This window comes from Brevundimonas sp. KH_025, assembly GCF_057839885.1.
This window is the reverse complement of the sequence record NZ_CM174501.1, coordinates 1,876,968-1,902,922: the sequence shown is the minus strand read 5'-3', so window position 1 is coordinate 1,902,922 and position 25,955 is coordinate 1,876,968. Positions and strand designations below refer to the sequence as shown.

The window sequence follows — 25,955 nt, the reverse complement described above, 5'->3', positions numbered from 1 at the left end:
CTTGATAGGCCAATTAGTAGGCTAGGCGGAGGCCGACGAAAACGGAGCGGCCCTCGCCGGGGAAGAAGACGCTGGTCGAGGCCGTGCGGGCGTCGGTCACGGCGGAGAACTCGCCGACGTAACGTTCGTCGGTCAGGTTTCGGGCGTCGATGAAGACGGACAGGCCGTCGCGCACGTCGAAGCCCGCCGTCAGGCCCAGTAGGGCGTAGTCGGGCGCCTTCATCGTGTTGGCGTAGTCGACATAGGGCTGGCTGATCCGCCACTCGACCGAGGGGGTGACGAAGAGGCCTGACGGATGCCGCCAGGTCAGCTCGGCCCGGTACTGATGCTGAGGCACGACCGGCAGGCGGTTGTCGCCCCAGCGAGCGTCGCCATCGAAGCGGAAGTCGCTCCAGGTGTAGGTCTGGCGCAGCAACAGGGAGCCGTCCGCCAGTTCGACCGGCAGGCGCCAGTCCAGACCGGCTTCGATGCCTTGATGGATGGTCCGGTCGGCGTTGAAGGTGGCGGCGGGAATGTCCGGCCCGATGATGAAGTTCAGGATCTCGCCGTCGATCCGGCTGCGATAGGCGGTGACATCCCAGGCGAAGGGGCCGCGTCTGCCGCGTGTGCCGATCTCGGCGGTCCAGGCGTCCTGTACCTGCACCGGCGTGAAGCCGGTCAGCGGCGCCTGCACCAGGGCGCCATAGGCCGGCGGCTCGACCGAGCGGGTCACGTTGGCGAAGACCTGGGCGCCGTCGTCAGCCTCCCACAGCAGGCCCAGGCGCGGAGAGAACCAGTCGTAGTCGATGGCGTCGTCATTGGCGGGCTTCAATCGGTCCTGATAATCGCGCGTGGCCCGGCCCCAGGAACCGCCCGCGACCAGCGCCAGCCGGTCGGTGACGAACAGCCGTCCCTCGGCGAAGACGTCCAGCCCGGTCGCCTGTTGCCGGCCGTTCGCCGTCAGCGCTCCGCGCTTGCCGCCGACGTTGACGTAGCGCAGGGCGTCCAGATCGCCGTCGCGCCAGCTGAAGCCGTAGAAGGCGTCGGCGCGCAGGCCCGCCACCTGGCCCGTCCAGTCGATGCGGCCAAAGGCGCCTTTCGTCTGGCTTTCCTGATCCACGACCTGGAAGATCGGGTGATAGAGCGACTTCTCCCAACCCCAGATCGCGCCCTCGAACAGCGTGGTCTCGGTCAGCCGCCAGCGGGTCTGCAGCGTCAGCCGTTTCAGCGTCTGGTCGCGAGCGGTGTCGTTGATGATGTTGTTGGTCGGGGCCATGCGCGGGGCTTCCAGCGCCTGTTTCAGCGTCAGTGAGCCAGGAACCGACTGCTGGATGTCGGCGGCCTGGGCGATCAGGCGGACCTCGCGGTCCTGACCGAAGGCGCGCCCGACATTGAGGGTCAGACGGCCCTGCGACTGGTCACTCTGCTGGCGATAGCCGTCGGTCTTCATGCCCGAGACCGCGGCGAAGACGTCCCAGTCGCCGTGCTCGCGCGCCAGTTCGCCATGGACGCGGTAGGTGTCGTAGCTGCCGTTCTCAAACTGCAGGACGTTGTCATGCAGGGCCGTGCGGCCCGTCGGCGTGACCAGGTTGATCGCCCCGCCCAACTGCGCCCCGCCGAAGCGTAGGGTGTTCGATCCCTTCCACACCTCGATGTAGCGGGCGCTCAGGGCGTCCACGCCCTGAAAGTCGGAAAAGCCGTCAGCATCGGCGAACGGCACGCCGTCCTGGGCGAACAGGACGCCCCGCTGATGGAAGCCCTGGGCCAGGCCCGAGCCGCGAATGGAGAGGCGGCTTTCCTCGCCATAGCGTTTCTGGGCCAGGACGCCGGGGACATTCCTCAGGGTGTCTGCGAAGCCCTGGGCGAAGCGGTCGGCGTAGCTCTCGGCCGAGACGACAGCGACGGCGCCGGGGGTGCGGCTGAGGCGGTCGCGCGCCTCGGCCACGACGGCGGGATCTTCGGCGTTGCGGCGGCCGGTGACGATGATGCTGTCGACGACGGTGGCGGGGGCGTCAGACTCGGGCAGGTCGGCGGCAAGGGCGAAGGTCGGCGCCAGGCAGGCGCCGATGAGCAGCGCGCACGGCGCCGCGGTGGTCTTGAAAGACATGGAACTGAAATCCTGAAAACAGAGGTGCGATCGCGGGCGTCGTCATGGGACGCGCGCGAGCGGGCAGGGGGTCTGGCTTCAGGCGTGGGGAGGGGCGGTGGACGGCGGACGCGGCGGGGCGCGGGCCGGGGGCGGGGGGCTGACGCGGAAGGGCGTGTAGGCGACGGGCTCGACCATGCGGACGGCCGGGGCCGGCGTCGGCGCGGGCGGTGCGGGCAGGGCGGCCAGCAGCGGCATGACGCAGGCGGCGCACTTGGCCCCGACGTGCCTGTTGACCGGCCCATCGACGCCGCCCGACTGGATCGTCTGCGGCCCTTCGGCCGAGCAGATGACGATGGGCTGGCCGGGAACCGAGGCCGCCAGGGCTGCGAACGGCAACAGGGTTCCGATCACGATGGCGAACGTCGCGGCCAGGAAGGCCAGCGAACGCGCTGTCGACCAGTTTTCACTCTGGGACCGGGTCACGGGGCGGGGCTTAAACCTTCCCATGACGTGAAGCTAGAGCGACGGGACGCCGCGCGCCCTCGACAAATGCGGTTGCCCCATGCCAGCGTAGCTGTCGGACAGCCATCGAGGGACTTCATGATCCGCGCACTCGGCCCCTTTGCTCTCGCCCTTCTCCTGGCCGCGCCCGCAGCCGCGCAACAGGTGGAGGAGGGGCCAGGCGGTCCCGACCGCGTCTCCCTGACCGTCTATAATCAAAACATCGCCCTGGTGGAGGACCTGCGGAACCTGAACGTGCCCGCCGGGCGTTCGCGTCAGGAATTCCCGGGCGTTTCGGCCAGCATCCGGCCCGAGACCGTCGGCCTGTCGGGGCGCGGCCTGTCGGTGGTCGAGCAGAACTTCGACTATGACCTGCTGACGCCCGGCAAGCTGATGGAAAGCGCCGTGGGCGGCGACATCGGTATCGTCCGCACCAACCCCGGCTCGGGCGCGCAGACGACCGAGCGCGCCCGCGTCCTGGCGGCGAATCAAGGCGTGGTGCTGCAGATCGGCGACCGCATCGAGGTGCTGCGCGACGACGGCGTGCCGACCCGCGTCATCTTTGACCGCGTGCCGGCCAATCTGCGTCCGCGCCCGACCCTCAGCGTCACCCTGGACGCCCAGGGCGGGGGGCGGCGCGAGACGACGCTCAGCTATCTGACCACCGGCCTGCAATGGAAGGCCGACTATGTGGCCCGCTTCGATGAAAAGGCGGGCAAGCTGGACCTGACCGGCTGGGTGACGATCTCCAACAGTTCGGGCGCGACGTTCAGCAACGCCCAGACGCGGGTGGTGGCCGGCGACGTCAATCTGGTCAATCAGGGCGGCTACAACTCCTACAGCCGTTCGACGCGAGGGAACGGGACCCAGACGGGCGGGCAGGGCGCTCTGGCCGACGTCTATGTCTATCCGCTGCCCGAGGCTGTCACCGTCGCCAACAACCAGACCAAGCAGGTCGGCCTGATCGACGCGGCCGGGGTTCCCGCGACCAAACGCTATCTGAACGTCATCAATGGCTTCCAGACCTTCGAGGAGCCTGTCGCGGCCGAGGTCGGCGTCATCTTCAGCAACGGCTCGGGCAATGCCGCCCGCGCCCTGCCGGCCGGGGTCATGCGCGTCTATGTCAAGGACGAGGCGGGCGAGCCCCGCTTCATCGGCGAGGATCAGGTCGATCACTCGCCCGCCGGGTCCGAGATCGTGGTCACGACCGGCGACGCCTTCGACGTGACGGTGCAGCCGCGTCTGGTGACGTCGGAGCGGGTGTCCAAGCGCCTCGTGGACTATTTCCGCACCCGCTATGCGATGGAATACACCGTCCGCAACGCCCGGCCCGAGCCGGTGACGGTCGAGGTGCGTCAGCGCGGCCTGGGCCGCGACACGGAACTGAGCGAGCAGAGCATCAACGGTGAAATGCGCGACGCCCGCACCGTGGTCTGGCGCGTGCCGGTGCCCGCCAACGGCGAGACCAAGCTGACCGCGACCATCACGACCGGCGGCTGATCCGATGCGCCGTCTGTTGGCGATCACCACGGCTCTGACGTTTCTGGGGCCGACCGCCTGGGCCCCCGTCGCCTGGGCGCAGAGCGAAAGCGTCTCCGCGCGCCCGGACGCGGCGACCGTGGTCATCTATCGCGACCAGCCGGTCGATACGGTCCAACTGATGGAGCAGTCGCGCCAGTCTTGGAACCGGCTGGACCAGCAGGGGCTGGCCCTGATCGTCGAGACGCGCACGGTCGATCTGCCGGCGGGCGAGGGGATCATCCGCTTTCGCGGCGTCGCCACCGGCATCGTGCCGCAGAGCGCGGTGTTGGAAGGCCTGCCCGCCCATGTGGTCGAGCGCAACACGGACTTCGACCTGCTGTCGCCCGCCAGTCTGATGGAGAAGTCGGTGGGCGAGGTGGTGCGCGTGGTCCGCACCAATCCCGCGACCGGCGAACAGGTGGAAAAGGCCGCCGTGATCCGTGCAGGCGCGCAGGGCACGGTGCTGGAGATCGACGGCCGGTTCGAGGCGCTGGACTGTTCCGGCCAGACCGAGCGCGTCATCTTCGACCGCGTGCCCGAGGGGCTGGGCGACCAGCCGGTGCTGTCAGTGCGGACGCGGGCCGAGAAGGCGGGGCGCCACACCGTCACCCTGGCCTATCTGGCGACGGGACTGCAGTGGTCGGCCGACTATGTGGCGCGGCTGGACCCCAGCGACGGCACGCTGGACCTGACCGGCTGGCTGACGCTGGCCAACTTCGGCGGGACCGGCTTCCCCGACGCCCCGGTGCAGGTGGTGGCCGGGACGCTGAGGAAGGACGCCGGCACCATCCCGGTGGAGCCGCTGTTGCGTTATCCGCAGAACAATTGCTGGCCGCAGGGGACAACGACGTTCGGGGCGGGCGAATTCACCGAGTATGGCGGACCGCCGCCGCCGCCGCCGCCAGCGCCGCCGCCGCCGCCGGTGATGGCCATGGCGCGCGCCGCGACGGAGGACATCGTCGTCACCGGCAGCCGCATCGCCCGGCAGGGTGAACTGGGCGACTACAAGATCTACACCCTGCCGGAGCCGACCACGGTGGCCGCGCGCCAGACCAAGCAGGTCCGCTTCCTTGAGCGGGAGGGCGTGGCCTATGAGCGGGTCTATCGGGCGAACGTGCTCAATGAAGACGACCAATCCCGTCCGACCGCCATCGTCGTGAAGCTGAAGAACGAAGAAGGCGCCGGCCTCGGCGTGGCCCTGCCGGGCGGTTCGGTGGCGGTGATGCAGCCGGACGGAGCGGGCGGGGTCCTGCTGGCCGGTCAGGACAGATTCGCGGACAAGGGCGTTGGCCTGCTGGTGCGTCTTGGTTTCGGCGAATCGCCGGACGTGCGGGTGCAGACGCGGCTGGTGAAGTCGGGCCGCTCGACGCGCGGCGCGGTGACGACGGAACGCACCGAGGTCGAGACCACGGTCACGAACGCTCGTTCCGAGCCTGTCACTGTGGAACTGGGCGCCGGCGCGGCCATGCAGCGCGGCTTCCGTATCCGCAGCCAGTCAGTTCGCAGCCGTATCGACGACACGGGCTATCCGGTCTGGACCTTGACGGTCCCGGCGAACGGGGCGGTGACGTTGAACGCGGCCTGGACCACGACGAACTGAGCTGTGCGTCTCTCCCTCCCCTTTATGGGGAGGGTGGCTGAGGCCGTAGGCCGAAGACGGGTGGGGCGGCTGGGCAGCTCAGGCGCGGCGTCTATTTCACCAAGCCCTCCCCACCCGGTCGCTTCGCGACCACCCTCCCCATGAAGGGGAGGGAGAGGCGTCTGCGTCACTCCCCGCGCGCCGCCTGACGCGGGCTGAACTTGGGCGCGGGGGCCAGGCGCATGACCTCGCCCTGATAGCGTTCGTCGTCGCCCGCGGCGGCGAAGGGAAGGGCGTCGGCGCAGGCTTGCAGCAGGGCGTCCAGCCAGGGCTTCTCGGCCTTGTGGAAGTCGCCGAGGACGTGCGGCATGACCAGATGGCTCTCGCCCGGATGGCCGATGCCTAGGCGGCCGCGACGGAAGTCGGCGCCCAGGTGGCTGATCAGGCTGCGGATGCCGTTCTGGCCCGCCGCGCCGCCGCCGGTCTTCATGCGGAAGCGGCCGGGGGCCAGGTCGATCTCGTCGTGAAAGACGATGATCTCGCTGGGCTTGATCTTGTAGAAGCGCGCCGCCTCGCCGACGGCGCGGCCGCTCTCGTTCATATAGGTCTGCGGCTTCATCAGCAGGACCTTGACCGGGCCGTCAGCGCTATCGACCTCGCCCTCGCTGACGATGGACTGGAACTTGGCCCGCTCGGGACCGAAGCGCCATCGGCGCGCGATCTCGTCCACGGCCATGAAGCCGATGTTGTGGCGGTTCTTTTCGTATTTGGCGCCCGGATTGCCCAGACCGGCGATGATGATCATGGGGACCTCATGCCCGCTGATCCGGGCAAAGAAAAGCCCTGCCGGGCGAACCCGGCAGGGCTGAACTTTTCAGACCGATTGAAACCCTTAGGCTTCGACGGTGGTGTCGCCGGCTTCCGACTGAGCAGCCGAGGAGGCCTTGATCGTGGCGATCATGAAGTCGCGGTCGGTGATGACAGCGGTCGCGCCCTTAGGCAGGACGATGTCCGACATGCGGATGTTCTCGCCGATTTCGCGGCCCTTCAGGTCGACGACCAGTTCTTCCGGGATCTGATCGGCGGCGACCATGATCTCGACCGAGTGACGGACGACTTCCAGCATGCCGCCGGCGCGGGTGAAGGGGGCTTCGTCAGCGTTCTTGAAGTGAACGGCGATCTCGATCTTGACCGGAGCGCTGGCGTCGACGCGCATCAGGTCGAAGTGCAGCGGGCGGTCCGACACGGGGTCGAACTGGACCGTCTTGGCGATGACCGGCTGGGTCTCATCGCCGTACTTCAGGGTCACCAGGTGGCCCAGCAGCTTGCCGGTGTAGAGGGACTTGCGGAAGTCCTTCTCGTTCACCGAGATCGAGACGGGGGCCTTGTCGCCACCGTACAGGATGCCAGGCACGGCGCCCGAGCGACGAACAGCGCGTGCGCTGCCGGTACCCACGCCTTCACGGACGTCAACGTTCAGAATGATCTCGGCCATCGGGCTCGCCTCAACAACAACAGATACGCCGCGCCAACCGGGGCCCGCGCGGCGGGGTCATGAACCCTCGAATTCAAGAGGGCGGGCTATTACACGGAACAGGGGGCGGACGCAACCGCCCCGGTCCGATCAGCCCGCCTTGGCGTCAGTTTGTGGCGCCGCCCGGCGTCGAATTCGACGCCACGTTGGTTGCGGCGGGGGGCGCCGACGTCCGCGTCGGGCCTGTATACTGGGCCGTGCATTGCGCCAGATCGCGCACGATGTGCCGTCCGGTGCAGAAAATGTCCTCATAGCTGGGACGCGACGCCGCCAGGCACTGGAACAGCATCAGCTTGGACATGTTCAGGCAGAACTCGTTGTTCGATTCGCTGGTCAGCGCATCCGTATTGGTCCTGGCGTCGTCGCCGGCGGCGCCCAGGGCGGCCAGGGCGGCGATCGCCAGCGAGTTGACGACAGCGGGCGTGAAGGGGGCGCCGTGCTGGGCCGGGGTCAGGCCCAGGCCCGAACCGTTGTTGGCGGCGGCGAACAGGCGCGCGCTTTCCTCGGCCGAGGGCAGTTGGACGACCGACAGGGTCTTGGCGCCCTGCAGGCGGACTTCGCGGTGCGGGATGGGGGTGACGGCCCAGCGACGGCGCGGGTCGCGGCGTTCCTGGATGGTGTAGGCGTCGCCCTCGACGGCCTCGGCGATGGCGGTGAGGGTCGCGATGTCCTTGCCCATGGTCGAGACGATCAGCCCAGCCGCCGCGTCGGCGCCGGGCAGGGTGGCGGCGTAGGCGGGGTCCAGGACGATGCGCGCGATCATCTGCTGACGCTGCGCCGGATTGGTCGCAAACTGACGCACGCCCGCCACGTATTCAGGCGACTGCAGGGCCAGGATCGAGCCGTAGGCGATCATGCCGCGCGACAACTGGCCGGGTTCGTAGGCCGCACCCTTGCGGATGGCGGCCTGAATCGATTCTGCGTCGGGGAAACCGGCCTGGATGCTGCCGACCTCGCGCACGAAGGCGACATAGACTGAAGCGGCCTGCGCCACGCTTTCATTGAGGGCGACGGGCGGCGGCGGCGTGACGGCCGGCGGGGGAGGCGGCGCCTCCGGCGCGGGGGTCGAGCAACTGGCCAGAAGTGCGGCGACGGCGACAGCGGCGACGGACAGGCCGCGGTTCAGAAAGGCCTGGGACATCGGCGAACTTCCCTACGTATTGGACGCGGGACACGGCGAGGCGCCCCAGGAACTGATGGCGCTTATATCGTGAAGGGAATGGTTATTCGAAGGTTAATCGAAAAGCTTGGAGACGGACTCTTCGTTGGCGATCCGCCGAATAGCCTCGCCAATCAAAGGCGCGACGGACACGGTGCGGATTTTCCCACACTTCAAAACTTCGTCAGGCTGTTCGATGGAATCGGTGATGACCAGTTCCTTCAGCGGGCCGTTGGTGACGCGCTGGACCGCCGGACCCGACAGGACGCCGTGGCTGATATAGGCCGAGACCTCGGTCGCGCCGCGGTCGATCAGGGCCTGGGCCGCGTTGACCAGGGTGCCGCCCGAATCGACGATGTCGTCGAACAGGATGCAGCGGCGGCCTTCGACGTCGCCGATGATGTTCATGACTTCGCTCTCGCCCGCCTTGGGGCGGCGCTTGTCGACGATGGCCAGGTCCGCATCCAGCCGCTTGGCCAGCGAGCGGGCGCGCACCACGCCGCCGACGTCGGGCGAGACGATCATCAGGTCGTCGCCGCGCGGATAGTGGTCCTTGATGTCCTGGGCCAGAACCGGCGTGGCCACCAGGTTGTCGGTCGGAATGTCGAAGAAGCCCTGAATCTGACCGGCGTGCAGATCCATGGTCAGGACGCGGTCAGCGCCCGCGCGGGTGATCAGATTGGCGACCAGCTTGGCCGAGATCGGCGTGCGGCCCCCGGTCTTCCGGTCCTGACGGGCGTAGCCGAAGTAGGGCATGACCGCCGTGATCCGTCGCGCCGACGCCCGCACCAGGGCGTCGGTCATGATCAGCAGCTCCATCAGATTGTCGTTGGCCGGATAGGAGGTCGACTGGATGATGAAGACGTCCTCGCCGCGGACGTTCTCTTCGATGACGGCGAAGACCTCGTTGTCGGCGAATCGTTTCACCTGGGCCTTGGTCAGCGGCATGTCGAGGTGGGTGGCGATGGCCTGGGACAGAGTCCGGTTCGAATTGCCAGAGAGCAGCTTCATTACCGGTCATCCTTTTGCCGTCATCGCTGCGCCAATGAGCGCAGTCGTTTCTGGACGCGCTCTTTAGCAGCGGATCGCCGTGCATCAACCCGTCATGACGGATTTCGCTGCATTGGCATGGTCGCCGTCGCTGCTATAGAGGTCGGCGTAACGACAGCGGCGCACCGGGGGTGCGCTGTGACCAAGGCATCTTAAGAGGTCGCCCTTGCCCGCTTCGAAGTCCCGTTCCGGCCTGATCCTGATGACGGTCGCCGTCGCCGCCCTGACGGTTTCCGCCTGCGCGGGGAACAAGCCGCGTCAGCGACTGGCCTATGAAGAACGTCCGGTCGAGCTGCTCTACAACACGGGCTATCAGCGTCTGCAGTCCAAGCGCTGGACCGACGCCGTCGACTATTTCCAGGAAGTCGAGCGTCAGCACCCCTATTCGGAGTGGTCGCGCCGCGCGATCCTGATGCAGGTCTACGCCTACTATCAGAACAATAATTATCAGGACGCCATCGCGGCGGCTGACCGTTTCATCGCCCTGTTCCCCGGCAATCCGTCGGCGGCCTACGCCTTCTACATGCGCGCCATCTGCAACTTCGAGCAGATCGTCGATGTCGGCCGGGACCAAGCCTACGCCGAGGCCGCTCTGGCCGGTCTGCGCGACGTGGCGCGCCGCTATCCCAACACGGCCTACGCCACCGACGCCCGCGTCAAGATCGACATGGTCAACGACCAGCTGGCCGGCAAGGAAATGGCCGTGGGCCGCTTCTATCAGCGCGCCAACCAGCCGCTGGCCGCGATCAACCGCTACAAGGCTGTGATCAACAACGAAGCCTTCCAGCGCAGCTCGCACACGCCCGAGGCCCTGTATCGCCTGGTCGAGGTCAACGTCAGCCTGGGTCTGACCGAGGAAGCGACGCGCAACGCCGCCGTCCTGGGCCACAACTATCCCGGCAGCCCCTGGTACGCCGAGGCCTACGCCCTGTTGAGCGAGCGTGGTCAGCGTCCGGACGTGCAGCCGCAAGCCAAGCGCGAGAGCTGGCTGCAACGGATCATCCCCGGCGGGGCCTGATCCGACGGGGGCAATCTGTTGGGGGATCGGCGGAAAGACGCTGCGTTCCCCTTCTGTTTCCGGCTAGAGTGGGGCGTGAAGTCGAATCAAGCTGGCCCATGCTGACCACTCTCTCGATCCGTGACGTCGTCCTCGTCGACGCCCTCGACCTGGAGGTCGGCGAGGGGCTGACCGTGCTGACCGGCGAGACCGGGGCCGGCAAGTCCATCATCCTTGACGCCCTGGGCCTGGCCCTTGGCGCGCGCGGCGACGCTGGCCTTGTGCGCTCGGGCGCCAAGCAGGCGGTCGCCACCGCCGTCTTCACCGCCCCCGATGACGAGGCCCTGATCGCGCTTCTGGCCGAACGCGGCTTCGAGGTCGCGCCGGGCGAGGAGCTGATCCTGCGCCGCGTCGTCTCGGCCGACGGCCGCAGCCGGGCCTACGTCAATGATCAGCCGGCGGGCGTCACGGCGCTGCGCGAGATAGGCGCCCTGCTGGTCGAGGTCCACGGCCAGCACGAGACGGTCGGCCTGCTGGACTGGAAGACCCACCGCGCCCTGCTGGACAACTATGGCGGCCTGCAGCCCCAGCTGTCGGGCGTCGCGGCCGCCGCCGACCGCTTGAAGGCCGCGCAGGGGCGGCTGGACGAACTGGAGGCCTCCGCCGCCGAGGCCGCCGCCAAGGCTGAGGAGATCGCGCTCAACCTGGCCGAACTCGACGCCCTGGATCCGCAGCCGGACGAGGAGACCGAACTAGCCGGCGAGCGCGCCATCCTGGGCGCCTCGGAAAAGGCCGTGGCCGATCTGGCCGACGCCCGCAACCTGCTGGGCGGGGACAAGCTGAGCCAGCGACTGGCCTCGGCCCTGCGCGCCGTCGAACACGCCCGCCAGCGCGCCGTTCAGGCGGGCGCCGAGGGCGACAACCTGATCATCATCAAGCTGGGTCTGGCCGCCGAAGCCGTGGACCGCGCCCTGGTCGAGGCGACCGAGGCGGTCGCCGCCGTGGACGCCGCCGCCGACGCTTTCGACTTCGAGCCGGGCCGTTTGGACAAGGCGGAGGAGCGGCTGTTCAGCCTGCGCGCCGCCGCTCGCAAGCTGAACACCACGGTCGACGCCCTGCCGGCGCTGCGGGTGCGTCTGCGCGAGCAACTGCGTCTGATCGAGGATGGGGCCGAGGCCCTGACCAATGCTCGTAGGGATGTGGCCGTGGCCATCGAGGCCTATGACGTGGCCGCCATGCTGCTGACCTCGGCGCGCGAGGCGGCGGGCGATCGTCTGGTCGCCGCCGTCATGGGCGAGCTGGGCCCGCTGAAGCTGGACCGCGCCCGTTTCCGCGTCACCCTGGACCCCATCGAAGGCCGTCGTGGGCCGCTGGGCGTCGAGACGGTGCGATTCGAGGTCGCCACCAACGCCGGCACGCCGTTCGGTCCGCTGGACACCGTGGCCTCGGGCGGCGAACTGGCTCGCTTCGCCCTGGCCATGAAGGCGGCCCTGGCCAGCCGCGAGGACCAGCGCCAGCCGGTCATGATCTTCGACGAGGTCGATCAGGGCGTCGGCGGCGCCGTGGCCGAGGCCGTCGGCGGGCGCTTGCAACGCCTGTCCAGCGGCGCTCAGGTCCTGGTCGTGACCCACAGCCCCCAGGTCGCCTCACGCGGCCACGCCCACTGGAAGGTCCGCAAGGCCGACCACGACGGCCACACCCGCACCTCCATCGACGTGCTGGAGCCCCATCCGCGTCAGGAAGAGATCGCCCGAATGCTGTCGGGCGCCGAAATCACCGACGAGGCGCGGGCGGCGGCGCGGGTGCTGATCGGGTAGCTGTCTTCCTTCTCCCCTTGAGGGAGAAGGTGTCATGCGCAGCATGACGGATGAGGGGTGTCGGCGGCGCCCTTGAGGTCTTGTCGATCCCGAGGGGCGAACCGTCATCGAAGCCGATGCGCTCACACCCCTCATCCGTCGGCCTCCGGCCGCCACCTTCTCCCTCAAGGGGAGAAGGAAGCCAGCTTAAACCCCCAGAATCCAACCCTCTTCGCTCTCGACCTGAGCCACCAGCGCCTCATCCGCCGTCTTCGGCGGGGCGAAGGCCTTCTGCAGCGTGCCGGCGTCGTCCATCTGGGCGAAGGCTTCGGCGGCGGTGCGGACCTGGGCCTGGGTCTTGTATTCCTTGACGCCCTCGGCGCTGACCTGACGCTTGGCGTCGAACAGGGCGGGCCAGACTTCGACGACGACGGCCGACAGCGGCTCGACGTCGGCCTCGGTCAGTTCACGCCAGCCGGTGTTGAAGGGCCAGACGGCGGCCGAGGCGCCCAGCTTGTCCAGCAGGCGGCGCAGCATGGGCACGCCGACCAGGGTCAGGCCGCCGACGGCGCCGGCGCCGTGCATCTGCCAGACGCTCTTGGGCGGCAGCTTGTCCTTGCGCGCGGTCTGTTCCGTGGCGCGGAACTCAGGGATGTCGGCGCCGGCGCCCTCCGGCGGCTTGGTCGTGGTCAGCCAGCGCTGGGCCTGGCTGGCGGGGGCGCCCCAGAAAGGCCAGGCCTCATCGGTCATCAGGCGGTTCATCTTGGCCGCGACCTGATAGCGGTTGTTGGTGTTGTCGGCCTTGTCGACGATGTTGGCGGCCAGGAACTTGCCCATGGCCTCCCACGGGCGGCCGTCCAGCTTCAGCCGCGCCGCCGTGCCGACGGGGAAGCCGAAATCGAAGTCGAAGCCGACCAGGACGCGGTCGCCGCGCTTGCGGTGCTCAGCCAGCAGGTCGGCGATCAGGGCCTCGCCCTCGGCGCGCGAGGCGACGTTGTGGGTCTCGGTATAGAGGCGGAAACGCACGTCGCGCTTGGCGACGCCGACCCACAGGGTCTGCTCGCCCAGCTTCTTGCCTTCGGCGGCGGTCCAGTCGGCGATGATGTAGGCGTCGAAGAGACGGGCCACGGCGGGCTCCTGAGAACTCGAGAAACAGTAGAGGCGCCGGGTTCTAGCCTTCCGCGACGAGGCCGGGAAGGGCGATCAGCGCTTCATCAGGGCTTCGACGTGCGACAACCAGCGGCGCCCCAGCCTCAGCGCCTCGGACGGCGATCCGGTCGAGGCCGGCAGGTCGGCGTTCCACAGGGCCAGTTCGAACTCGGGATTGCGCGCATCGTCGAACATCAGCCGCAGCACGACCTGTTCGGCGTCCGGCACGACGACGTCCAGATCCTTGCGCAGGGCGCCGCGTCGGGCGCGGGCGACCACGTGGCCGTCGACGATGATCTCGCCGCCCTCGATCTCGTCAAAGCCATAGACCAGTCCCTGGACGCCGCGCTGCCACAGCACCACCACCTGACCGTTGTCGAAATCAAGAGCGGCGGCGCGGCCTTCGGCGGGCGACAGGGCCTCGGTGTCGGCGGGCCGCCCCAGGGATTTCAGCAAGGCCCGCTTCAGCCGCCGTTCCGGCTCCATCCACCAGGACAGAATCAGGGCGCCGGTCGTCAGGAAGGCGGCGGCCAGGGCGATCAGCAGGATGGCCCTGAGCGTCTCGCTCATGGATCAGGCCTCCAGGTCCAGATCGACCACCACGGGGACGTGGTCGCTGGGCTTGTCCATGTCGCGGGCGTCGCGGTGGGTCTCGATGCCGCGGAAGCGGTCGGCGGCCTGGGGCGACAGCAGGGCGAAGTCGATGCGGATGCCGTTGTTCCGCTGCCAGGCGCCGGCCTGATAGTCCCAGAAGGTGTAGGTGCCGGCGGGTTCTCCGGCCAGGTCGTGGCTGTCGGCGAAGCCCAGCCATTTCAGGGCGCGGAAGGCTTCACGGCTTTCGGTCTGGAACAGGGCGTCCTCGGCCCAGGCGGCGGGGTTCTTGGCGTCCTCAGCCTCGGGAATGACGTTGTAGTCGCCGCACAGGGCCAGCGGCTCTTCATAGGCCAGCAGGGCCTTGGCGTGGTCGTGCAGGCGCTGGAACCAGGCCAGCTTGTAGGCGAATTTCTCGGTGCCGATCGGATTGCCGTTGGGCAGGTAGATGGCGGCGACGCGCGCCGGAACCGGCGCCTCGATCACGGCCTCCAGATAACGGGCCTGTTCGTCGCTGTCGTCGCCGGGCAGGCCGCGCCGGATGTCGGACAGGGGGAATTTCGAGAGGATGGCGACGCCGTTGTAGGTCTTTTGACCGTGAGTCTCGACGTTGTAGCCCAGGCTTTCAAAGGCCTCGCGCGGGAATTTCTCGTCCACGCATTTGATTTCCTGGAAGCAGACGACGTCGGGATTGGCCGATTCCAGCCAGGCCAGCACGGTGGGCAGGCGGGCGTTGACCGAGTTCACGTTCCAGGTGGCGATGCGCATGGGGCCAAGGCTAAGGCGCGTCGCGTTCGGCGAAAAGAGGTAGCCAAAAACTAAGGTGGAAAACAAAGACGCCGCCGGATCGCTCCGGCGGCGCTTCGTTCGACGATCAGGCGTGGCTTACGCTTGCGGCGTGGCGGCCGGAGGCGTCGTCGTCAGCTTGCAGCCGCCGCCGATCTGTTGGGCGGTGGCGCAGGGGTAGACCTGCTGCACAGCGTGTTCGGCGTTGAAGCGGACGATGGAGCCTTCGGCGCCGGCGCAGGTCACTTCGATGAAGCGGCCGTTGGCGTTCTGGCCCATCAGGCGGACCTGCTGGACGTCGCAGGCGGCGGCTTCCGAACCGACCAGCCACGACTTGACCGTCGCGGCCTGTTCAGCGGGCGTGGTGAACAGGCAGGTGGCGTTCTGGCTCATGATCTGCAGGCACTCGGTCTTCTCCCAGCCCGAGGCGTTCTTCTCGATCCAGTAGCCGTCCGCACCGGCGCAGCCGATCTCATAGATCACGGCGCCTTCGCTGGAGCGTCCGCGCACCTTGGCGTCGTCAACCGTGCAGGCCACGCCGGCCTGGGTAGCATAACCCTTCAGGAAGCCCTGGATGTCCAGATTGCCGGGCAGGGTGCAGGTGGGGCCGGTCGCGGCTTCGGGATTCGCCGTGCGAGCGGCCTGCGCCTGGCTGTCGAGAATGACGCAGTCGGCCAGTTGCGGCGGCGTGGAAGCAACCAGAATGTAGCCCGGCCCGCCGGCGCAGGTCACTTCGTAGATCTTCAACTGTTCGGCAGATTGACCGAGGAATTTGGCTTCGCCGACGGCGCACGACGTCGAGCCGGCGGCCAGAATCGCTTCCGCCTCAGCCTTGATCGCAGCGGGGTCGGGAGCGGCGGCTTCCTGCTGGCGGCCGCCGCGGCGCTGTTGGCGCTCGCCGGACGGTGCGCCGCGAACGCGGCCGGGGGTCACGACTTCGGAGCGGACGCCGTCGCCGCCGGGGCGGCTGGTGTCGGCGCCCGGACGGTCCGCCTTGTTGTTGACGTAGCTCGCCTCCTGAGCCGTGGCGAGCGCGGGGCTCAGGGTCATGACGGCCAAGCCGGCTACGATCCCCAAGGCGCGGCTGAAACGTTTGATGGTCACTGAAAGGGCTCCCTCGGCCTCTGCTGGATGCGGAAAGCCTTGGCGGGGTCTTTCGACCTGGTCAAGCGCCGCTAGGCGCCGTCAGTTTGCAGCCGCCGATCCGCTGGGCGGTGGCGCAGGGATAAACCTGCTGCACGGCGCGTTCGGCGTTGAAGCGGACGATGGAGCCTTCGGCGCCGGCGCAGGCCACTTCGATGAAGCGGCCGTTGGCGTTCTCACCCATCAGACGGACCTGCTGAACGTCGCAGGCGGCGGCTTCCGAGTCGACCAGCCAGGATTTGACCGTCGCGGCCTGTTCAGCCGGGGTGGTGAGCTGGCAGGTGGCGTTCTGGCTGATGATCTGCAGGCACTCGGTCTTCTCCCAGCCTGAGGCGTTCTGTTCGATCCAGTAGCCGTCCGCGCCCGCGCAGCCGATTTCATAGATCACGGGGCCATCGCCGGAGCGTCCGCGCACCTTGGCGTCGTCAACCGTGCAGGCCACGCCGGCCTGGGCGGCGTAGAGCTTCAGGAAGCCTTGGATGTCCTGATTGCCGGGAAGGGTGCAGGTGGGGCCGGTCTCGGCCTGACTGTCCAACAGGACGCAGTCGACCACTTGGGGCGGGGTGGAGGCGACAAGAATGTAACCTGCCTCCCCTGCGCAGGTCACTTCGTAGATTTTGTCCTGTTGGGCGGGTTGCGCCAGAAGCTTGGCCTCGCCCACGGCGCACGACGTCGAACTGGCGGCCAGAATCGCTTCGGCCTCGGCCCTGACTGCTGCGGGATTGCTGCGGCGTTGCTGGCGATCTTCCGGCGAAGTCCTGGGGACTCGGGTTCCGGTCACCACTTCCGAACGAACGCCGTCGCCGCCGGGGCGGCTGGTGTCCGGGCCAGTGCGACCTGCACGTATGTTGCCATAGCCATGTTGCTGCGCCGTCGCGAGCGTCGGACTCAGCGTCGTGACGGCCAGGCCGATGGCGACCCCCAAGACGCGGCTGAAACGTTTGATGGTCACAACATGGCTTCCCTTGACCGCATCATGGATGCGCAAGTCTTGTCTGGGTGCTGCAATTTGGTCAAGCGCCGTTATGCGAGAGACGGGTCTGGACCGGGCCGGCGCAATCGGGTTTAACCTACGAGGGTTGCGATTGGAGACGGACTTGGCGGACGGCGCGATAAGCGATGAGGTGGCGACTACCGCGCGCGGCCTGACCTATCCGTCGGGGCCGCCGCCCGAGGCGGGTCAGGCGGTCGAGGTGGCGCCGGGCGTGCTGTGGCTGCGCCTGCCGCTGCCGCTGAGCCTGAACCATATCAATGTCTACGCCCTGGCGGACGGCGACGGCTGGACCCTGGTGGACACGGGGCTGAAGACCCAGGCGTCCAAGGCGGGCTGGGAGGCGGCGCTGGCGGGGCCGCTGGGCGGCAAGCCGGTCAAGCGCGTGATCTGCACCCATATGCATCCGGACCATATCGGCCTGGCGGGCTGGCTGTGCGCGCGGTTCGACGCGCCGCTGCTGATGTCGCGGCTAGAGTATGTGACGGGGCGTATGCTGCTGGCCGACACGGGCCAGCCTGCCCCGGATTCGGGCGAGGTCTTCTATCGCGCCGCCGGATGGAACGAGGCCCAGATCGCCCATTGGCGGGCCGGATACGGCGGATTCGGCAAGGCGGTGACTCCGCTGCCCTCGGCCTATCTGCGGCTGTCCGAAGACGAGGTGGTGCGGATCGGCGACGGCGACTGGCGCGTGGTGATCGGCGAAGGACACTGCCCCGAACACGTCTGCCTGTGGCGCGAGAGCGACGGCGTCTTCCTGTCGGGCGATCAGATCCTGCCGCGCATTTCCTCGAACGTCTCCGTCTGGCCGACCGAGCCTGAGGGCGATCCCCTGGGCGAATGGCTGGGCTCGCTGGCGGCGCTGAAGGCGCGGCTGCCGGGCGATCTGTTCGTCCTGCCGTCGCACGGCGAGCCCTTCTATGGCGTCACGACCCGGCTGGAGGCTCTGATCCGGGGCCATGAGGTGGCGTTGAAGCGGCTGGAGCGGACGCTGAAGGCGCCGTGCCGGGCGGTCGACGTCTTCTCGGCTCTGTTCGCGCGCCCGGTGGGCGACGAGGTGCTGAGCATGGCGACCGGCGAGGCGATCGCGCATCTGAATTACCTGGTCCGCGAGGGGCGGGCCCGGCGCAACCGCGACGAAGCGGGCGTCGATTGGTGGACACTGACAGAGGCTGGACAATGAGCGAACACATCAAGGTCGAACTGGACGGCGGCGTCCTGACAGTCGCCTTCGACCGGGCGGACAAGAAGAACGCCATCACCCAGGCCATGTATTCGGCCCTGGCCGAGGCCGTCGAAGGCGCCAAGACGGATGACGCCGTGCGCGTGGTCCTGTTCCGCAGCGAGGGCGACTCGTTTTCGGCCGGCAACGACATCGCCGACTTCATCGCCCTGGGCTCGCAGAGCAGCGGCGATCTGGTCGAGATGGGCGTGTTCCGCTTCCTGAAGTCGCTGGCCGATCTGGACAAGCCGGCGGTGGCGGCGGTGCGCGGCCGGGCCGTGGGCATCGGCCTGACCCTGCTGCTGCATTGCGACATGGTGGTGGTGGCCGAGGACGCCCTGCTGTCGGTTCCCTTCGTCAACCTGGCCCTGGCGCCCGAGGCGGCGTCGTCGCTGCTGTTGCCGGCGACCATCGGCCATCAGCGGGCGTTTGAACTGTTCGCCCTGGGCGAGGCCATCGACGGCAAGACGGCCCTGGCCTGGGGCATCGCCAACCGCGCGGTGCCGACGGATCAGGTCGATGCAACGGCGCGCGAACTGGCGCTCAAGCTGGCGGCGCGGGCGCCCAACTCGATCCGCAAGACCAAGGCCCTGATGCGCGACGCCGAGACCCTGTGGTCCCTGATGCAGCGCGAGGCGCACGCCTTTGGCTCGCAAATGCGCAGCCCCGAAGCGATGGAGGCCTTCATGGCCTTCAGCCAGAAACGGGCGCCGGATTTCTCGAAAGCCGGCTGATTTCGCGCAAACGCGATTGATTCGAGGGGGCAGGGGGTCTAGGCGCCGCGCATGAACGCCGTCGCCGCCCCCAATCCTGTTTCAGCACCCGTTGAATCCGTAACGCCGGTCCGCATCGAGCGAGAACGATCGGGCGACGCTGCGGCTATCGACGCCCTGGTGCTGGCCGCCTTTGGTCCTGGTCGGTTCGCCAAGACGGCGGAGCGCCTGCGCGAGGCGTCGGCGCTGGCTGTGGGCTTCTCCGCCTTCGAGGGCGAACGGCTGATCGGTTCGGTGCGGTTGTGGTCGATCACCGTGGGCGAGGCGCGGTCCGTCTTCCTGGGGCCGATCGCCGTGGACGCTTCCAGCCGTCGCGGCGGGCTGGGCGCCGAACTGGTGCGGGCCTGTCTCGACGAGGCCAAGGCGATGACGCTGGACGGCGTGCTGCTGATCGGCGACCCGCCCTATTTCTCGCGCTTTGGCTTTGTTGCGGCGCCTCAGGCCGTGTTCGCCGGGCCGGTGGATCAGCGTCGGGTGATGTGGCTGCCGATCAGCGAAATCGAGCCGGTCGGCGCGGTGCGTCCGGTCGCCTGAGGGCTGTCCGACCTTCCTTTGCCGGGCGACGCGCCCCATAGTCCGGATATGACGAACCCTGCGACACTGCCTGGCCTGTCCGGCGTCGCCGAAGCCGCACGGCATGCGCCTGGGCGCGGCCTGCCGCCGGTGCATCTGTGGCATCCCGACCATTGCGGCGACATCGACATCCTGATCCGCGCCGACGGGGTGTGGATGCATGAAGGCTCGCCTATCGGTCGGGCCGAGCTGGTGCGGCTGTTCTCGACGGTGCTGAGGAAGGACCCGGACGGCTATCATCTGGTCACGCCCGCGGAAAAGCTGAAGATCATGGTCGAGGACCTGCCGTTTCGGGCGGTGGCCATGCGGGCGAACGAGGGCGTGCTGACCTTTACGACCGATGTCGGCGACGAGGTTGAGGCGGGGCCGGACCATCCCATCGTGGTCGAGACGGACGCGGCGACGGGCGAACCGGCCCCGCGCGTTCATGTGCGAGCCGACCTGTGGGCGCGGATCGCGCGGCCGGTCTTCTATGAGTTGGTCGAGCGGGCCGAGGGCGTGGACGGGCGGTTGGCGGTGCGGTCCGGCGGCGCGGTCCTCGCCCTGGGACCAGACGGGGCAGGACTGGAATGAGCTGCAGCAGTCTGAGGCAACGGCTTGAGGCCCATCTGGACCCGGTGAGCGACTGGACGCCCGAGCGGACGGCCATTCGGTCGGACTATGATCTGAACCCCGGCACGGCGCGCCCGGCGCGCGAACTGCGGCCCGCCGCCGTCCTGGTGCCGATCATCGCCCACGTCGAGGGGCCGACCGTGTTGATGACGCGGCGCTCGGACAGTCTGGCCAGCCATACCGGCCAGATCGCGTTTCCCGGCGGGCGCTTGGACCCCGGCGAGACGGCGGGGCAGGCGGCGCTGCGCGAGGCGTTCGAGGAGGTCGCGCTGGACCCCGGCGTGGTCGAGCTGCTGGGGTTGGGCGATCCCTATGAGACGGTGACGGGATTTCTGGTGACGCCGGTGGTGGGCTGGCTGACGGCGCCGCCGCTGGTCACGCCTTCGCCGGCCGAGGTGGCCGAGGTGTTCGAGGCGCCGTGGGACTTCCTGATGGACCCGGCCAATCATCGCCGCGACTTCTATGACCCGGAAAGCGGCCCGCGCCGCTGGTTCTGGGCCATGCCCTATCGCGAGCGTTACATCTGGGGGGCGACGGCGGGCATTCTGAAGGGGCTGTTCGGGCGTCTGTACGGCGACGAGGCCGAACCGCTGGCGGCCGCCGCCGAGGACGCCGCGTGAGCCATCGGTTGCAAGGGCAGGACTGGCTGACGGCCTCGGCCACGCGGGCGGTGACGGCGGCGCTGGCGGCGGCGGGCGGGCCGGATTGCGCGCGGTTCGTCGGCGGCTGCGTGCGCAACGCCCTGATCGGCGCGCCCATTGACGACATCGACATCGCCACGACCCTGACGCCGGATGCGGTGGTCGCGGCGTTGAAGGCGGCGGGCTTGAGGTCGGTTCCGACCGGCATCGAGCATGGCACGGTGACGGCGCTGTCGGAGCATCAGCCGTTCGAGATCACCACCCTGCGCCGCGACGTCTCGACCGACGGTCGGCGCGCCACCGTGGCCTTCACCACGGACTGGGCCGAGGACGCGGGCCGGCGCGACTTCCGGCTGAACGCGCTGTATGCCGATGCGGACGGCGTCATTCTGGACCCGACGGGCCAGGGGTTCGACGACGCGCTGGCGGGGCGGATCGTCTTTGTCGGCGAGCCCGAGGGGCGCATCCGAGAGGATTACCTGCGCATCCTGCGCTTCTATCGTTTCTATGCCTGGTATGGGCGGGGCGCGCCCGACGCGGCGGCGGTGGCGGCCTGCGCGGGCCTGGCCGAGGGCGTCGCGCAACTGTCGGCCGAGCGGGTGTCCAAGGAGCTGCTGAAAATGCTGGCCGCACCCGATCCGCGCCCGGCGGTGCGGTTGATGGATGAGGCGGGGGTGTTGGGGCGGGTCGTGCCGGAACCCGCCGACCTGACCCTGTTCGAGGCGATGACGGGTTTGAGCGAGGATCCGGTGCTGCGGCTGTCGGCCCTGCTGCCCGCCGACCCGGCGAAGACAGCCGAGGTGGCGCGGAGGCTGCGCCTGTCCAACGCCCAGCGCGACCGTCTGGTCGAGGCGGTGAGCGGGGAGGCGACGACGGCGCTGACGCAGCTTACGCAGCCTCAGGCGCGCGCGGCCCTCTATCGCGACGGGCGACAGGCGTTCGAGGACCGGGTCATGCGGGCCTGGGCGGCGGGCGGCGAGGCGGAGAGCGCGCGGCGTCTGCTGGCGCTGGCGCGGGACTGGACGCGGCCGTCAATGCCGGTCGGCGGGCGCGATCTGGCGCGGTTGGGGCTGACGCCGGGGCCGGAGACGGGGCGGGTGCTGAAGGCGTTCGAGGACGGCTGGATCGCGGACGACTTTCCCGACCACGGCCACGAGGCGCGGCTCAGGGCGCTTTTGCCGCCAGCGTGAAGCGGGTGATGACCGGGCGGTGGTCCGAGCCGGTCTTGCGGCCCAGCTTGCGCTCCAGCAGGGCCAGATCGGGCGAGCGCCAGACCTGGTCGATGGTCATGCCGACCGCCGAGGGCGCGGCCGAGGGCCAGGTGCCGGGCCAGCCGGGGGCGGGGATCAGGCCGGCTTCGGCCTGAATCTGACGGCCGATGCGGGCGCTGGAGACGCTGTTGAAGTCGCCCGCCGCGATGACCGGGCCGGTCATGTCGCTGCTAATGGCCGCGAGCGCCGTGGCCTGATTGATCTGTCCCCACTGATACTGGAAGGGCCAGGGCCGGGTCAGGTGGGCGCCGATGATGTTGACGGGGCCGAGCGGCGTCCGGGCGACGGCAGCGACTGAAACCAGACCGTCGGGCCGGTCGGCGATGGCGGTCAGCGGATAGCGCGAGGCGATGGCCGCGCGGGCCGCGCCGCTGGGCCGGTCCACGCGGGCGTTCAGGACGCGGTGGGGGTAGCCTGCCAGCACGCGATCCAGCTGGGCCGTTGGCGCATCGCCCAGTTCGACCAGGACCACGATGTCGGGGTTCGCCTCCTTGATGGAGCGGGCGATGGCCTCCACGTCCTCGTTCCATGCCCACAGATTGGCGGAATAGACGCTGAGGCTGGCGGCGCCCTCGCGCGGCAGGGCGCCGCCGCGCGGGAACCATTGGGGCCAGACGGCGAGGACCAGAAGGGCGGTGACGCTGAGGCCCGCGATCACGGCGGGCCGCAGCCGCAGCATGGCGTAGAGCAGGGTCAGCGCCAGCGTCGCGGCCAGGGCCGGGGCTGGGAAGTGGGCCAGCAGGTCGGTCCAGCGATGGCCGATCCGCGTCAGTGCCGCCACGGCGATGGCGGCAGGCGCGGCCAGCAGGCCCAGCGCCGCCAGATGGATCGCGGCCTTCAAGGGTGAGATCAAGCGGACGTCCTCGCGAAACAATGCGGCGGACCGCTGCCTTGGCCTATCCGACCGGGGCGGCGCGTGTCGAGGGCTGCGCGCCCGACGCGGAACCTCGCGCGCAATCGGGCGGGCCAATCCCTTTGATTTTCCGGGTTTGCCAGGCGCCGCGCCCGTTCAACGCGCCGGGGCGGCGGGCCTGAGCAGACTGATCCTCCAACCTTTGGAGATCCTTTGATGAGCGACGACGCCAGCGCGCGGCTGGGCCTGCCCTATCTGGCGGCGGGACAACTGCAGAAACACGTCACCCTGAACGAGGCGCTGACGCGTCTGGACGCCCTGACCCAGACGGCGGTGGTCAGTTGCACGACCGCCGCCCAACCGGCCGCGCCCGCCGACGGCGCCCTCTATATCCTGCCGACGGGCGCGACCGGCGCGGACTGGGCCGGGCGACCGGCGGGCAGTCTGATGCGGGCCGAGGCGGGAGGCTGGGTCGCGGTGCCGACGCCCGACGGTCAGCTGGCAGTGGTGCTGGACAGCGAAGAGGTTCTGGTTCGTCGCGCCGGGGCCTGGGCGCCGCTGGTGCGGGCGGCTGAGCCGATCACGGTCCTGCGGAACCTGACCCGTCTGGGCGTGAACACCGAGGCGGACGCGAACAACGTCTTCGCCGCCCGCCTGAACAAGGCGCTATGGACCGCGCTGGAGAGCGAGAGCGGCGGCGACGGCGACCTGCGCTTCACCTTCAACAAGCAGGGGGCGTCGGACGTCCTGTCCCTGCTGTTCCAGAGCGGCTGGGGCGGGCGGGCCGAACTGGGGCTGATCGGCGACGACGACCTGAGGCTGAAGGTCAGCGCCGACGGCGGAACCTGGCGCGACGCCTTTTCGGTGGACCGCGCGACGGGGCGGCTGTGGTTCGCGCAAGGGGCGACGCGACGCGAAACCACGGTGCTGACTTCCGGCGGCAGTTGGACCCCGCCCGCCTGGGCGCGCTGGGTCGAGGCGGTCTGCGTCGGCGGCGGGAACGGCGCGCTTCGGCGGCGGCGGTGGTGGAGCAGGCGGCGTCGTGTCGGGGCTTTGGCCGGTCAACGGCTTTTCCGGCGTTCTGACCGTGGCGATCGGTGCGGGCGGCGTCAGCGGCGCCGCCGCCGCGAACTCCACGGTTTCTGCTGATGGAGTCCTGTTGCTGACCGGAGAAGGCGGCAAGGGCGGCGCAGCGGGCAGCGCGGCGTCAGGCCTTGGCGGGGTGGGCGGGGCGGGCCTGGTCCGCTCCAACGCAGGCGGCGATTCGTCTGCCTCGGCTGTCGCTGGCGCGGGGCAGGCGCTGAACCGGCCGGACGGCCCTGGCGGCGGCGGCGCGGGCGGCGGGGTCAGCGCCGCCAATGTCGCCTTCAGCGGCGGCGCGGGCGGCGACGGTGCGGTTCTGCATGTGCGGGCGGCCGGAGGTCTGGGGCGGACGACATCGGGCCTGGGCGGACAGGCTTCGCCCCTCTCGGCCCTGTCCTGCGCGGGCGGCGGGGGCGGCGGCGGGGGCGGCGCGGCCTCAGGCGCCGGCAATCCCGGCGCGACGGGGGGTCTTTACGGCGCGGGCGGCGGCGGCGGCGGGGCGGGCGTGACGGCTGCGGGCGCGGGCGGCGCGGGTGCGGCCGGCGTGGTCTGGCTGACGGCGATCGGGTGAGCGCCATGACCCGATATTTCGACCGCATCCTCGAGCCTGAACTGCTGGACGAGGAGGCCTGGGCCGCGCCCGAGCGGCTGACGCCCGACGACTGTTTCGACCAGTTGGGGAGCGACTGGCGCAGGCCCGCCGCGCCCGGCGATCAGGAGGATGAAGCATGAGCGAGAGAGGGGGGAGCGAGGTTGGGCTGGCCGAGGGGCGCTGGCTGTGGCGGCGCCTCTATGTCTTTTTCGCCAGCGCGGCGTTGTGGCTGCTGCTGGCGCGCGCCGTGGGGCGGACGGCGCCGGCCGACCTGCCGCGCGTGGCGGATGGGTTGATGGGGCTGATCGCCCTGATGCTGGTCCTCTATCTGGTGGCGCCGACGGCCCAGCAGATGATCGCCATACTGGCCAATCTGCGCCTGCGTCTGGCGGCGGGAGGCAAGGGATGAGCTTTCGCCTGTCGCAACGCTCGCTCGCGCGGCTGTCGGGGGTCCATCCCGACCTGATCGCCGTGGTCGAGGCGGCGATCCGCCTGACCGAGGTGGATTTCATGGTGACGGAGGGGCTACGCGACCCGGCGCGGCAGGCGGCGCTGGTGAAGGCCGGGGCCAGCCGTACGCTGAACTCGCGCCATCTGACGGGCCACGCCGTCGATGTCGCGGCCCTCATTGACGGCGAGGTGCGCTGGGACTGGCCGCTCTATGGCCGCATCGCCGCAGCCTTCAAGGAGGCGGGGCGCCGTCAGCGCACCCCCCCCCTGACCTGGGGCGGGGATTGGACGCGGCTGCGCGACGGCCCGCATTTCGAACTGGATCGGAGGGCCTATCCATGACCGCGGCCGTGACCTGGCGGATGTTGTTGCGGACCCTGACGCCGGCGGGATGGCTGGTCGTGGCGGGACTGGCCGTCCTGCTCGTGGCGATGGCCGGGAAGGGTCTGGGGCTGAGTTGGGATCCGTTCCGGTTCCAGGAAAGGCGGCTGGAGACCGCAGAGGCGCGCGCGACCTGGGCTGAGGCCGACGCGGCGGCCCGCCGCGCCGAGGTTGCTGGTCGGACGGCCCAGGCTGTTCGGCTGGAGGTTCGCCATCGACAAATCCAGGCCGTGGAGCGGGCGACCGTCACGGCTGTCACTGAAGCGAGGATCGCAGATGACGCGCAAACCCTTTTGGACGTGGAGCGGGCCGAGCGTCTGCGCGCTCATGATCGCGAGCTGTGCCGGAGCGCCCCCGATCTCGACGGTTGCGCCGCCGCGCCTGGCCCTGCCTGAGGTCGCTGTCGCGCCATGTGCCCTGGCGGTCCTGCCCGACGGACCCTCGTGGTCGGATCTGGAGGCCGCCTACCTGCGACGCGGGGCCCAGATCGTGGCCTGCGACGCCGCCCGCCGGCTGGCGGTCGAGACGCTGACGGCTGAACGGGCGATGCAGGACCGTCTGCGCGGCGAGGGGAGGTCCTGACGGCCTGATCGAACGCCATGCGGCGCGCGGGCGGTCGAATTTGCCGGGCGCCCGGCA

28 protein-coding genes are annotated in these 25,955 nt (G+C 69.4%); 16 read left to right on the top strand and 12 right to left on the bottom strand.

The window, feature by feature from the left end; genetic code table 11:
- Positions 1-13 precede the first annotated feature (13 nt).
- The gene (locus tag AC3IS2_RS09505; RefSeq protein WP_489197440.1) at positions 14-2,086 is read right to left on the bottom strand and encodes a TonB-dependent receptor family protein; all 2,073 of its coding nucleotides are present in this window, start codon (positions 2,084-2,086) and stop codon (positions 14-16) included.
- A gap of 78 nt (positions 2,087-2,164) precedes the next feature.
- A complete protein-coding gene (locus AC3IS2_RS09500; RefSeq protein WP_489197439.1) occupies positions 2,165-2,551 on the bottom strand; it encodes a hypothetical protein in 387 nt (128 codons plus the stop codon).
- Between the two features lie 117 nt (positions 2,552-2,668).
- On the opposite strand from AC3IS2_RS09500, the gene AC3IS2_RS09495 reads away from it, so the two are divergent.
- Together AC3IS2_RS09495 and AC3IS2_RS09490 are read left to right on the top strand one after the other, a co-directional pair.
- The gene (locus tag AC3IS2_RS09495; protein WP_489197438.1) at positions 2,669-4,069 is read left to right on the top strand and encodes a DUF4139 domain-containing protein; all 1,401 of its coding nucleotides are present in this window, start codon (positions 2,669-2,671) and stop codon (positions 4,067-4,069) included.
- 4 nt (positions 4,070-4,073) lie between these two features.
- Positions 4,074-5,690 (top strand): DUF4139 domain-containing protein, encoded by a 1,617-nt coding sequence (locus AC3IS2_RS09490; protein WP_489197436.1) that lies wholly within the window; start codon positions 4,074-4,076, stop codon positions 5,688-5,690.
- A 166-nt stretch (positions 5,691-5,856) separates the two neighbouring features.
- Here the strand turns inward: AC3IS2_RS09490 and pth are convergent, their stop codons facing one another.
- The 4 genes from pth to AC3IS2_RS09470 all read right to left on the bottom strand — a co-directional run bounded on the left by pth (position 5,857) and on the right by AC3IS2_RS09470 (position 9,373).
- A complete protein-coding gene (gene pth / locus AC3IS2_RS09485; RefSeq protein ID WP_489197435.1) occupies positions 5,857-6,474 on the bottom strand; it encodes an aminoacyl-tRNA hydrolase in 618 nt (205 codons plus the stop codon).
- Between the two features lie 87 nt (positions 6,475-6,561).
- The gene (locus AC3IS2_RS09480) at positions 6,562-7,164 is read right to left on the bottom strand and encodes a 50S ribosomal protein L25/general stress protein Ctc (RefSeq protein WP_489197434.1); all 603 of its coding nucleotides are present in this window, start codon (positions 7,162-7,164) and stop codon (positions 6,562-6,564) included.
- Between the two features lie 145 nt (positions 7,165-7,309).
- Complete coding sequence (locus AC3IS2_RS09475; protein WP_489197433.1) at positions 7,310-8,344, bottom strand: hypothetical protein; 1,035 nt, start codon at positions 8,342-8,344, stop codon at positions 7,310-7,312.
- 93 nt (positions 8,345-8,437) lie between these two features.
- Positions 8,438-9,373 carry a ribose-phosphate pyrophosphokinase gene (locus AC3IS2_RS09470; RefSeq protein ID WP_489197432.1) on the bottom strand — a complete coding sequence of 312 codons (936 nt, stop codon included), beginning with the start codon at positions 9,371-9,373 and terminating at the stop codon, positions 8,438-8,440.
- Between the two features lie 241 nt (positions 9,374-9,614).
- On the opposite strand from AC3IS2_RS09470, the gene AC3IS2_RS09465 reads away from it, so the two are divergent.
- Together AC3IS2_RS09465 and recN are read left to right on the top strand one after the other, a co-directional pair.
- Positions 9,615-10,430, top strand: a complete 816-nt coding sequence (locus tag AC3IS2_RS09465) for an outer membrane protein assembly factor BamD (RefSeq protein WP_489200137.1) — start codon at positions 9,615-9,617, stop codon at positions 10,428-10,430.
- A 98-nt stretch (positions 10,431-10,528) separates the two neighbouring features.
- Positions 10,529-12,226 (top strand): DNA repair protein RecN, encoded by a 1,698-nt coding sequence (recN, locus tag AC3IS2_RS09460; RefSeq protein WP_489197431.1) that lies wholly within the window; start codon positions 10,529-10,531, stop codon positions 12,224-12,226.
- Positions 12,227-12,412: 186 nt separating this feature from the next.
- Here recN and AC3IS2_RS09455 read toward each other — a convergent pair whose 3' ends face one another.
- The 5 genes from AC3IS2_RS09455 to AC3IS2_RS09435 form a co-directional block, all read right to left on the bottom strand.
- Entirely contained in the window at positions 12,413-13,333 is a 921-nt protein-coding gene (locus AC3IS2_RS09455) for a cobalamin biosynthesis protein CbiG (protein ID WP_489197430.1), read from the bottom strand.
- A 75-nt stretch (positions 13,334-13,408) separates the two neighbouring features.
- Positions 13,409-13,924: a hypothetical protein gene (locus AC3IS2_RS09450; protein ID WP_489197428.1), complete on the bottom strand. Its 516-nt coding sequence runs from the start codon at positions 13,922-13,924 to the stop codon at positions 13,409-13,411.
- A gap of 3 nt (positions 13,925-13,927) precedes the next feature.
- Complete coding sequence (xth, locus tag AC3IS2_RS09445) at positions 13,928-14,713, bottom strand: exodeoxyribonuclease III (protein WP_489197427.1); 786 nt, start codon at positions 14,711-14,713, stop codon at positions 13,928-13,930.
- A gap of 117 nt (positions 14,714-14,830) precedes the next feature.
- The gene (locus AC3IS2_RS09440; RefSeq protein ID WP_489197426.1) at positions 14,831-15,835 is read right to left on the bottom strand and encodes a hypothetical protein; all 1,005 of its coding nucleotides are present in this window, start codon (positions 15,833-15,835) and stop codon (positions 14,831-14,833) included.
- A gap of 61 nt (positions 15,836-15,896) precedes the next feature.
- Positions 15,897-16,862, bottom strand: a complete 966-nt coding sequence (locus AC3IS2_RS09435; protein ID WP_489197425.1) for a hypothetical protein — start codon at positions 16,860-16,862, stop codon at positions 15,897-15,899.
- Between the two features lie 136 nt (positions 16,863-16,998).
- Here AC3IS2_RS09435 and AC3IS2_RS09430 point away from each other — a divergent pair, with 136 nt between their 5' ends.
- From AC3IS2_RS09430 to AC3IS2_RS09405, 6 genes are read left to right on the top strand one after another with little or no spacing between them, the layout of a single operon-like run.
- Positions 16,999-18,048 (top strand): MBL fold metallo-hydrolase, encoded by a 1,050-nt coding sequence (locus AC3IS2_RS09430; protein WP_489197424.1) that lies wholly within the window; start codon positions 16,999-17,001, stop codon positions 18,046-18,048.
- On the top strand, positions 18,045-18,821 hold the full coding sequence (locus AC3IS2_RS09425; RefSeq protein ID WP_489197423.1) for an enoyl-CoA hydratase: 777 nt from the start codon (positions 18,045-18,047) through the stop codon (positions 18,819-18,821). Before AC3IS2_RS09430 ends, AC3IS2_RS09425 begins: the two co-directional genes overlap by 4 nt.
- A gap of 51 nt (positions 18,822-18,872) precedes the next feature.
- Positions 18,873-19,394, top strand: a complete 522-nt coding sequence (locus AC3IS2_RS09420) for a GNAT family N-acetyltransferase (protein WP_489197422.1) — start codon at positions 18,873-18,875, stop codon at positions 19,392-19,394.
- Between the two features lie 48 nt (positions 19,395-19,442).
- Positions 19,443-20,006 (top strand): DUF1285 domain-containing protein, encoded by a 564-nt coding sequence (locus AC3IS2_RS09415; protein WP_489197421.1) that lies wholly within the window; start codon positions 19,443-19,445, stop codon positions 20,004-20,006.
- Positions 20,003-20,665, top strand: a complete 663-nt coding sequence (locus AC3IS2_RS09410) for a CoA pyrophosphatase (RefSeq protein WP_489197420.1) — start codon at positions 20,003-20,005, stop codon at positions 20,663-20,665. Before AC3IS2_RS09415 ends, AC3IS2_RS09410 begins: the two co-directional genes overlap by 4 nt.
- Positions 20,662-21,876, top strand: coding sequence for a CCA tRNA nucleotidyltransferase (locus AC3IS2_RS09405; RefSeq protein WP_489197419.1), 1,215 nt, complete (start codon positions 20,662-20,664; stop codon positions 21,874-21,876). Before AC3IS2_RS09410 ends, AC3IS2_RS09405 begins: the two co-directional genes overlap by 4 nt.
- Here AC3IS2_RS09405 and AC3IS2_RS09400 read toward each other — a convergent pair.
- Positions 21,851-22,810, bottom strand: coding sequence for an endonuclease/exonuclease/phosphatase family protein (locus tag AC3IS2_RS09400; RefSeq protein WP_489197418.1), 960 nt, complete (start codon positions 22,808-22,810; stop codon positions 21,851-21,853). The genes AC3IS2_RS09405 and AC3IS2_RS09400 overlap by 26 nt on opposite strands.
- A gap of 216 nt (positions 22,811-23,026) precedes the next feature.
- Here AC3IS2_RS09400 and AC3IS2_RS09395 point away from each other — a divergent pair, with 216 nt between their 5' ends.
- Genes AC3IS2_RS09395 through AC3IS2_RS09370 form a run of 6 tightly spaced genes read left to right on the top strand, consistent with a single transcriptional unit; the run spans position 23,027 to position 25,711 of the window.
- Positions 23,027-23,959 carry a DUF2793 domain-containing protein gene (locus AC3IS2_RS09395; RefSeq protein WP_489197417.1) on the top strand — a complete coding sequence of 311 codons (933 nt, stop codon included), beginning with the start codon at positions 23,027-23,029 and terminating at the stop codon, positions 23,957-23,959.
- A 10-nt stretch (positions 23,960-23,969) separates the two neighbouring features.
- On the top strand, positions 23,970-24,464 hold the full coding sequence (locus AC3IS2_RS09390; protein WP_489197416.1) for a hypothetical protein: 495 nt from the start codon (positions 23,970-23,972) through the stop codon (positions 24,462-24,464).
- Positions 24,465-24,469: 5 nt separating this feature from the next.
- Positions 24,470-24,625 carry a hypothetical protein gene (locus AC3IS2_RS09385; protein WP_489197415.1) on the top strand — a complete coding sequence of 52 codons (156 nt, stop codon included), beginning with the start codon at positions 24,470-24,472 and terminating at the stop codon, positions 24,623-24,625.
- Positions 24,622-24,894, top strand: coding sequence for a hypothetical protein (locus AC3IS2_RS09380; RefSeq protein WP_489197414.1), 273 nt, complete (start codon positions 24,622-24,624; stop codon positions 24,892-24,894). Before AC3IS2_RS09385 ends, AC3IS2_RS09380 begins: the two co-directional genes overlap by 4 nt.
- Positions 24,891-25,277: a M15 family metallopeptidase gene (locus AC3IS2_RS09375; protein WP_489197412.1), complete on the top strand. Its 387-nt coding sequence runs from the start codon at positions 24,891-24,893 to the stop codon at positions 25,275-25,277. The genes AC3IS2_RS09380 and AC3IS2_RS09375 overlap by 4 nt, the downstream gene beginning before the upstream one ends.
- Entirely contained in the window at positions 25,274-25,711 is a 438-nt protein-coding gene (locus AC3IS2_RS09370; protein WP_489197411.1) for a hypothetical protein, read from the top strand. The genes AC3IS2_RS09375 and AC3IS2_RS09370 overlap by 4 nt, the downstream gene beginning before the upstream one ends.
- Positions 25,712-25,955 lie beyond the last annotated feature (244 nt).

What these genes read in the sequence shown, in the direction of transcription:
- AC3IS2_RS09450 (WP_489197428.1), bottom strand. Translation starts at nt 13,924, where the DNA reads ATGAGCGAGACGCTCAGGGCCATCCTGCTGATCGCCCTGGCCGCCGCC.
- AC3IS2_RS09505 (WP_489197440.1), bottom strand. Translation starts at nt 2,086, where the DNA reads ATGTCTTTCAAGACCACCGCGGCGCCGTGCGCGCTGCTCATCGGCGCC.
- recN (WP_489197431.1), top strand. Translation starts at nt 10,529, where the DNA reads ATGCTGACCACTCTCTCGATCCGTGACGTCGTCCTCGTCGACGCCCTC.
- xth (WP_489197427.1), bottom strand. Translation starts at nt 14,713, where the DNA reads ATGCGCATCGCCACCTGGAACGTGAACTCGGTCAACGCCCGCCTGCCC.
- AC3IS2_RS09425 (WP_489197423.1), top strand. Translation starts at nt 18,045, where the DNA reads ATGAGCGAACACATCAAGGTCGAACTGGACGGCGGCGTCCTGACAGTC.
- AC3IS2_RS09495 (WP_489197438.1), top strand. Translation starts at nt 2,669, where the DNA reads ATGATCCGCGCACTCGGCCCCTTTGCTCTCGCCCTTCTCCTGGCCGCG.
- AC3IS2_RS09410 (WP_489197420.1), top strand. Translation starts at nt 20,003, where the DNA reads ATGAGCTGCAGCAGTCTGAGGCAACGGCTTGAGGCCCATCTGGACCCG.
- AC3IS2_RS09465 (WP_489200137.1), top strand. Translation starts at nt 9,615, where the DNA reads ATGACGGTCGCCGTCGCCGCCCTGACGGTTTCCGCCTGCGCGGGGAAC.
- AC3IS2_RS09490 (WP_489197436.1), top strand. Translation starts at nt 4,074, where the DNA reads ATGCGCCGTCTGTTGGCGATCACCACGGCTCTGACGTTTCTGGGGCCG.
- AC3IS2_RS09385 (WP_489197415.1), top strand. Translation starts at nt 24,470, where the DNA reads ATGACCCGATATTTCGACCGCATCCTCGAGCCTGAACTGCTGGACGAG.
- AC3IS2_RS09475 (WP_489197433.1), bottom strand. Translation starts at nt 8,344, where the DNA reads ATGTCCCAGGCCTTTCTGAACCGCGGCCTGTCCGTCGCCGCTGTCGCC.
- pth (WP_489197435.1), bottom strand. Translation starts at nt 6,474, where the DNA reads ATGATCATCATCGCCGGTCTGGGCAATCCGGGCGCCAAATACGAAAAG.
- AC3IS2_RS09370 (WP_489197411.1), top strand. Translation starts at nt 25,274, where the DNA reads ATGACCGCGGCCGTGACCTGGCGGATGTTGTTGCGGACCCTGACGCCG.
- AC3IS2_RS09380 (WP_489197414.1), top strand. Translation starts at nt 24,622, where the DNA reads ATGAGCGAGAGAGGGGGGAGCGAGGTTGGGCTGGCCGAGGGGCGCTGG.
- AC3IS2_RS09470 (WP_489197432.1), bottom strand. Translation starts at nt 9,373, where the DNA reads ATGAAGCTGCTCTCTGGCAATTCGAACCGGACTCTGTCCCAGGCCATC.
- AC3IS2_RS09415 (WP_489197421.1), top strand. Translation starts at nt 19,443, where the DNA reads ATGACGAACCCTGCGACACTGCCTGGCCTGTCCGGCGTCGCCGAAGCC.
- AC3IS2_RS09480 (WP_489197434.1), bottom strand. Translation starts at nt 7,164, where the DNA reads ATGGCCGAGATCATTCTGAACGTTGACGTCCGTGAAGGCGTGGGTACC.
- AC3IS2_RS09375 (WP_489197412.1), top strand. Translation starts at nt 24,891, where the DNA reads ATGAGCTTTCGCCTGTCGCAACGCTCGCTCGCGCGGCTGTCGGGGGTC.
- AC3IS2_RS09420 (WP_489197422.1), top strand. Translation starts at nt 18,873, where the DNA reads ATGAACGCCGTCGCCGCCCCCAATCCTGTTTCAGCACCCGTTGAATCC.
- AC3IS2_RS09395 (WP_489197417.1), top strand. Translation starts at nt 23,027, where the DNA reads ATGAGCGACGACGCCAGCGCGCGGCTGGGCCTGCCCTATCTGGCGGCG.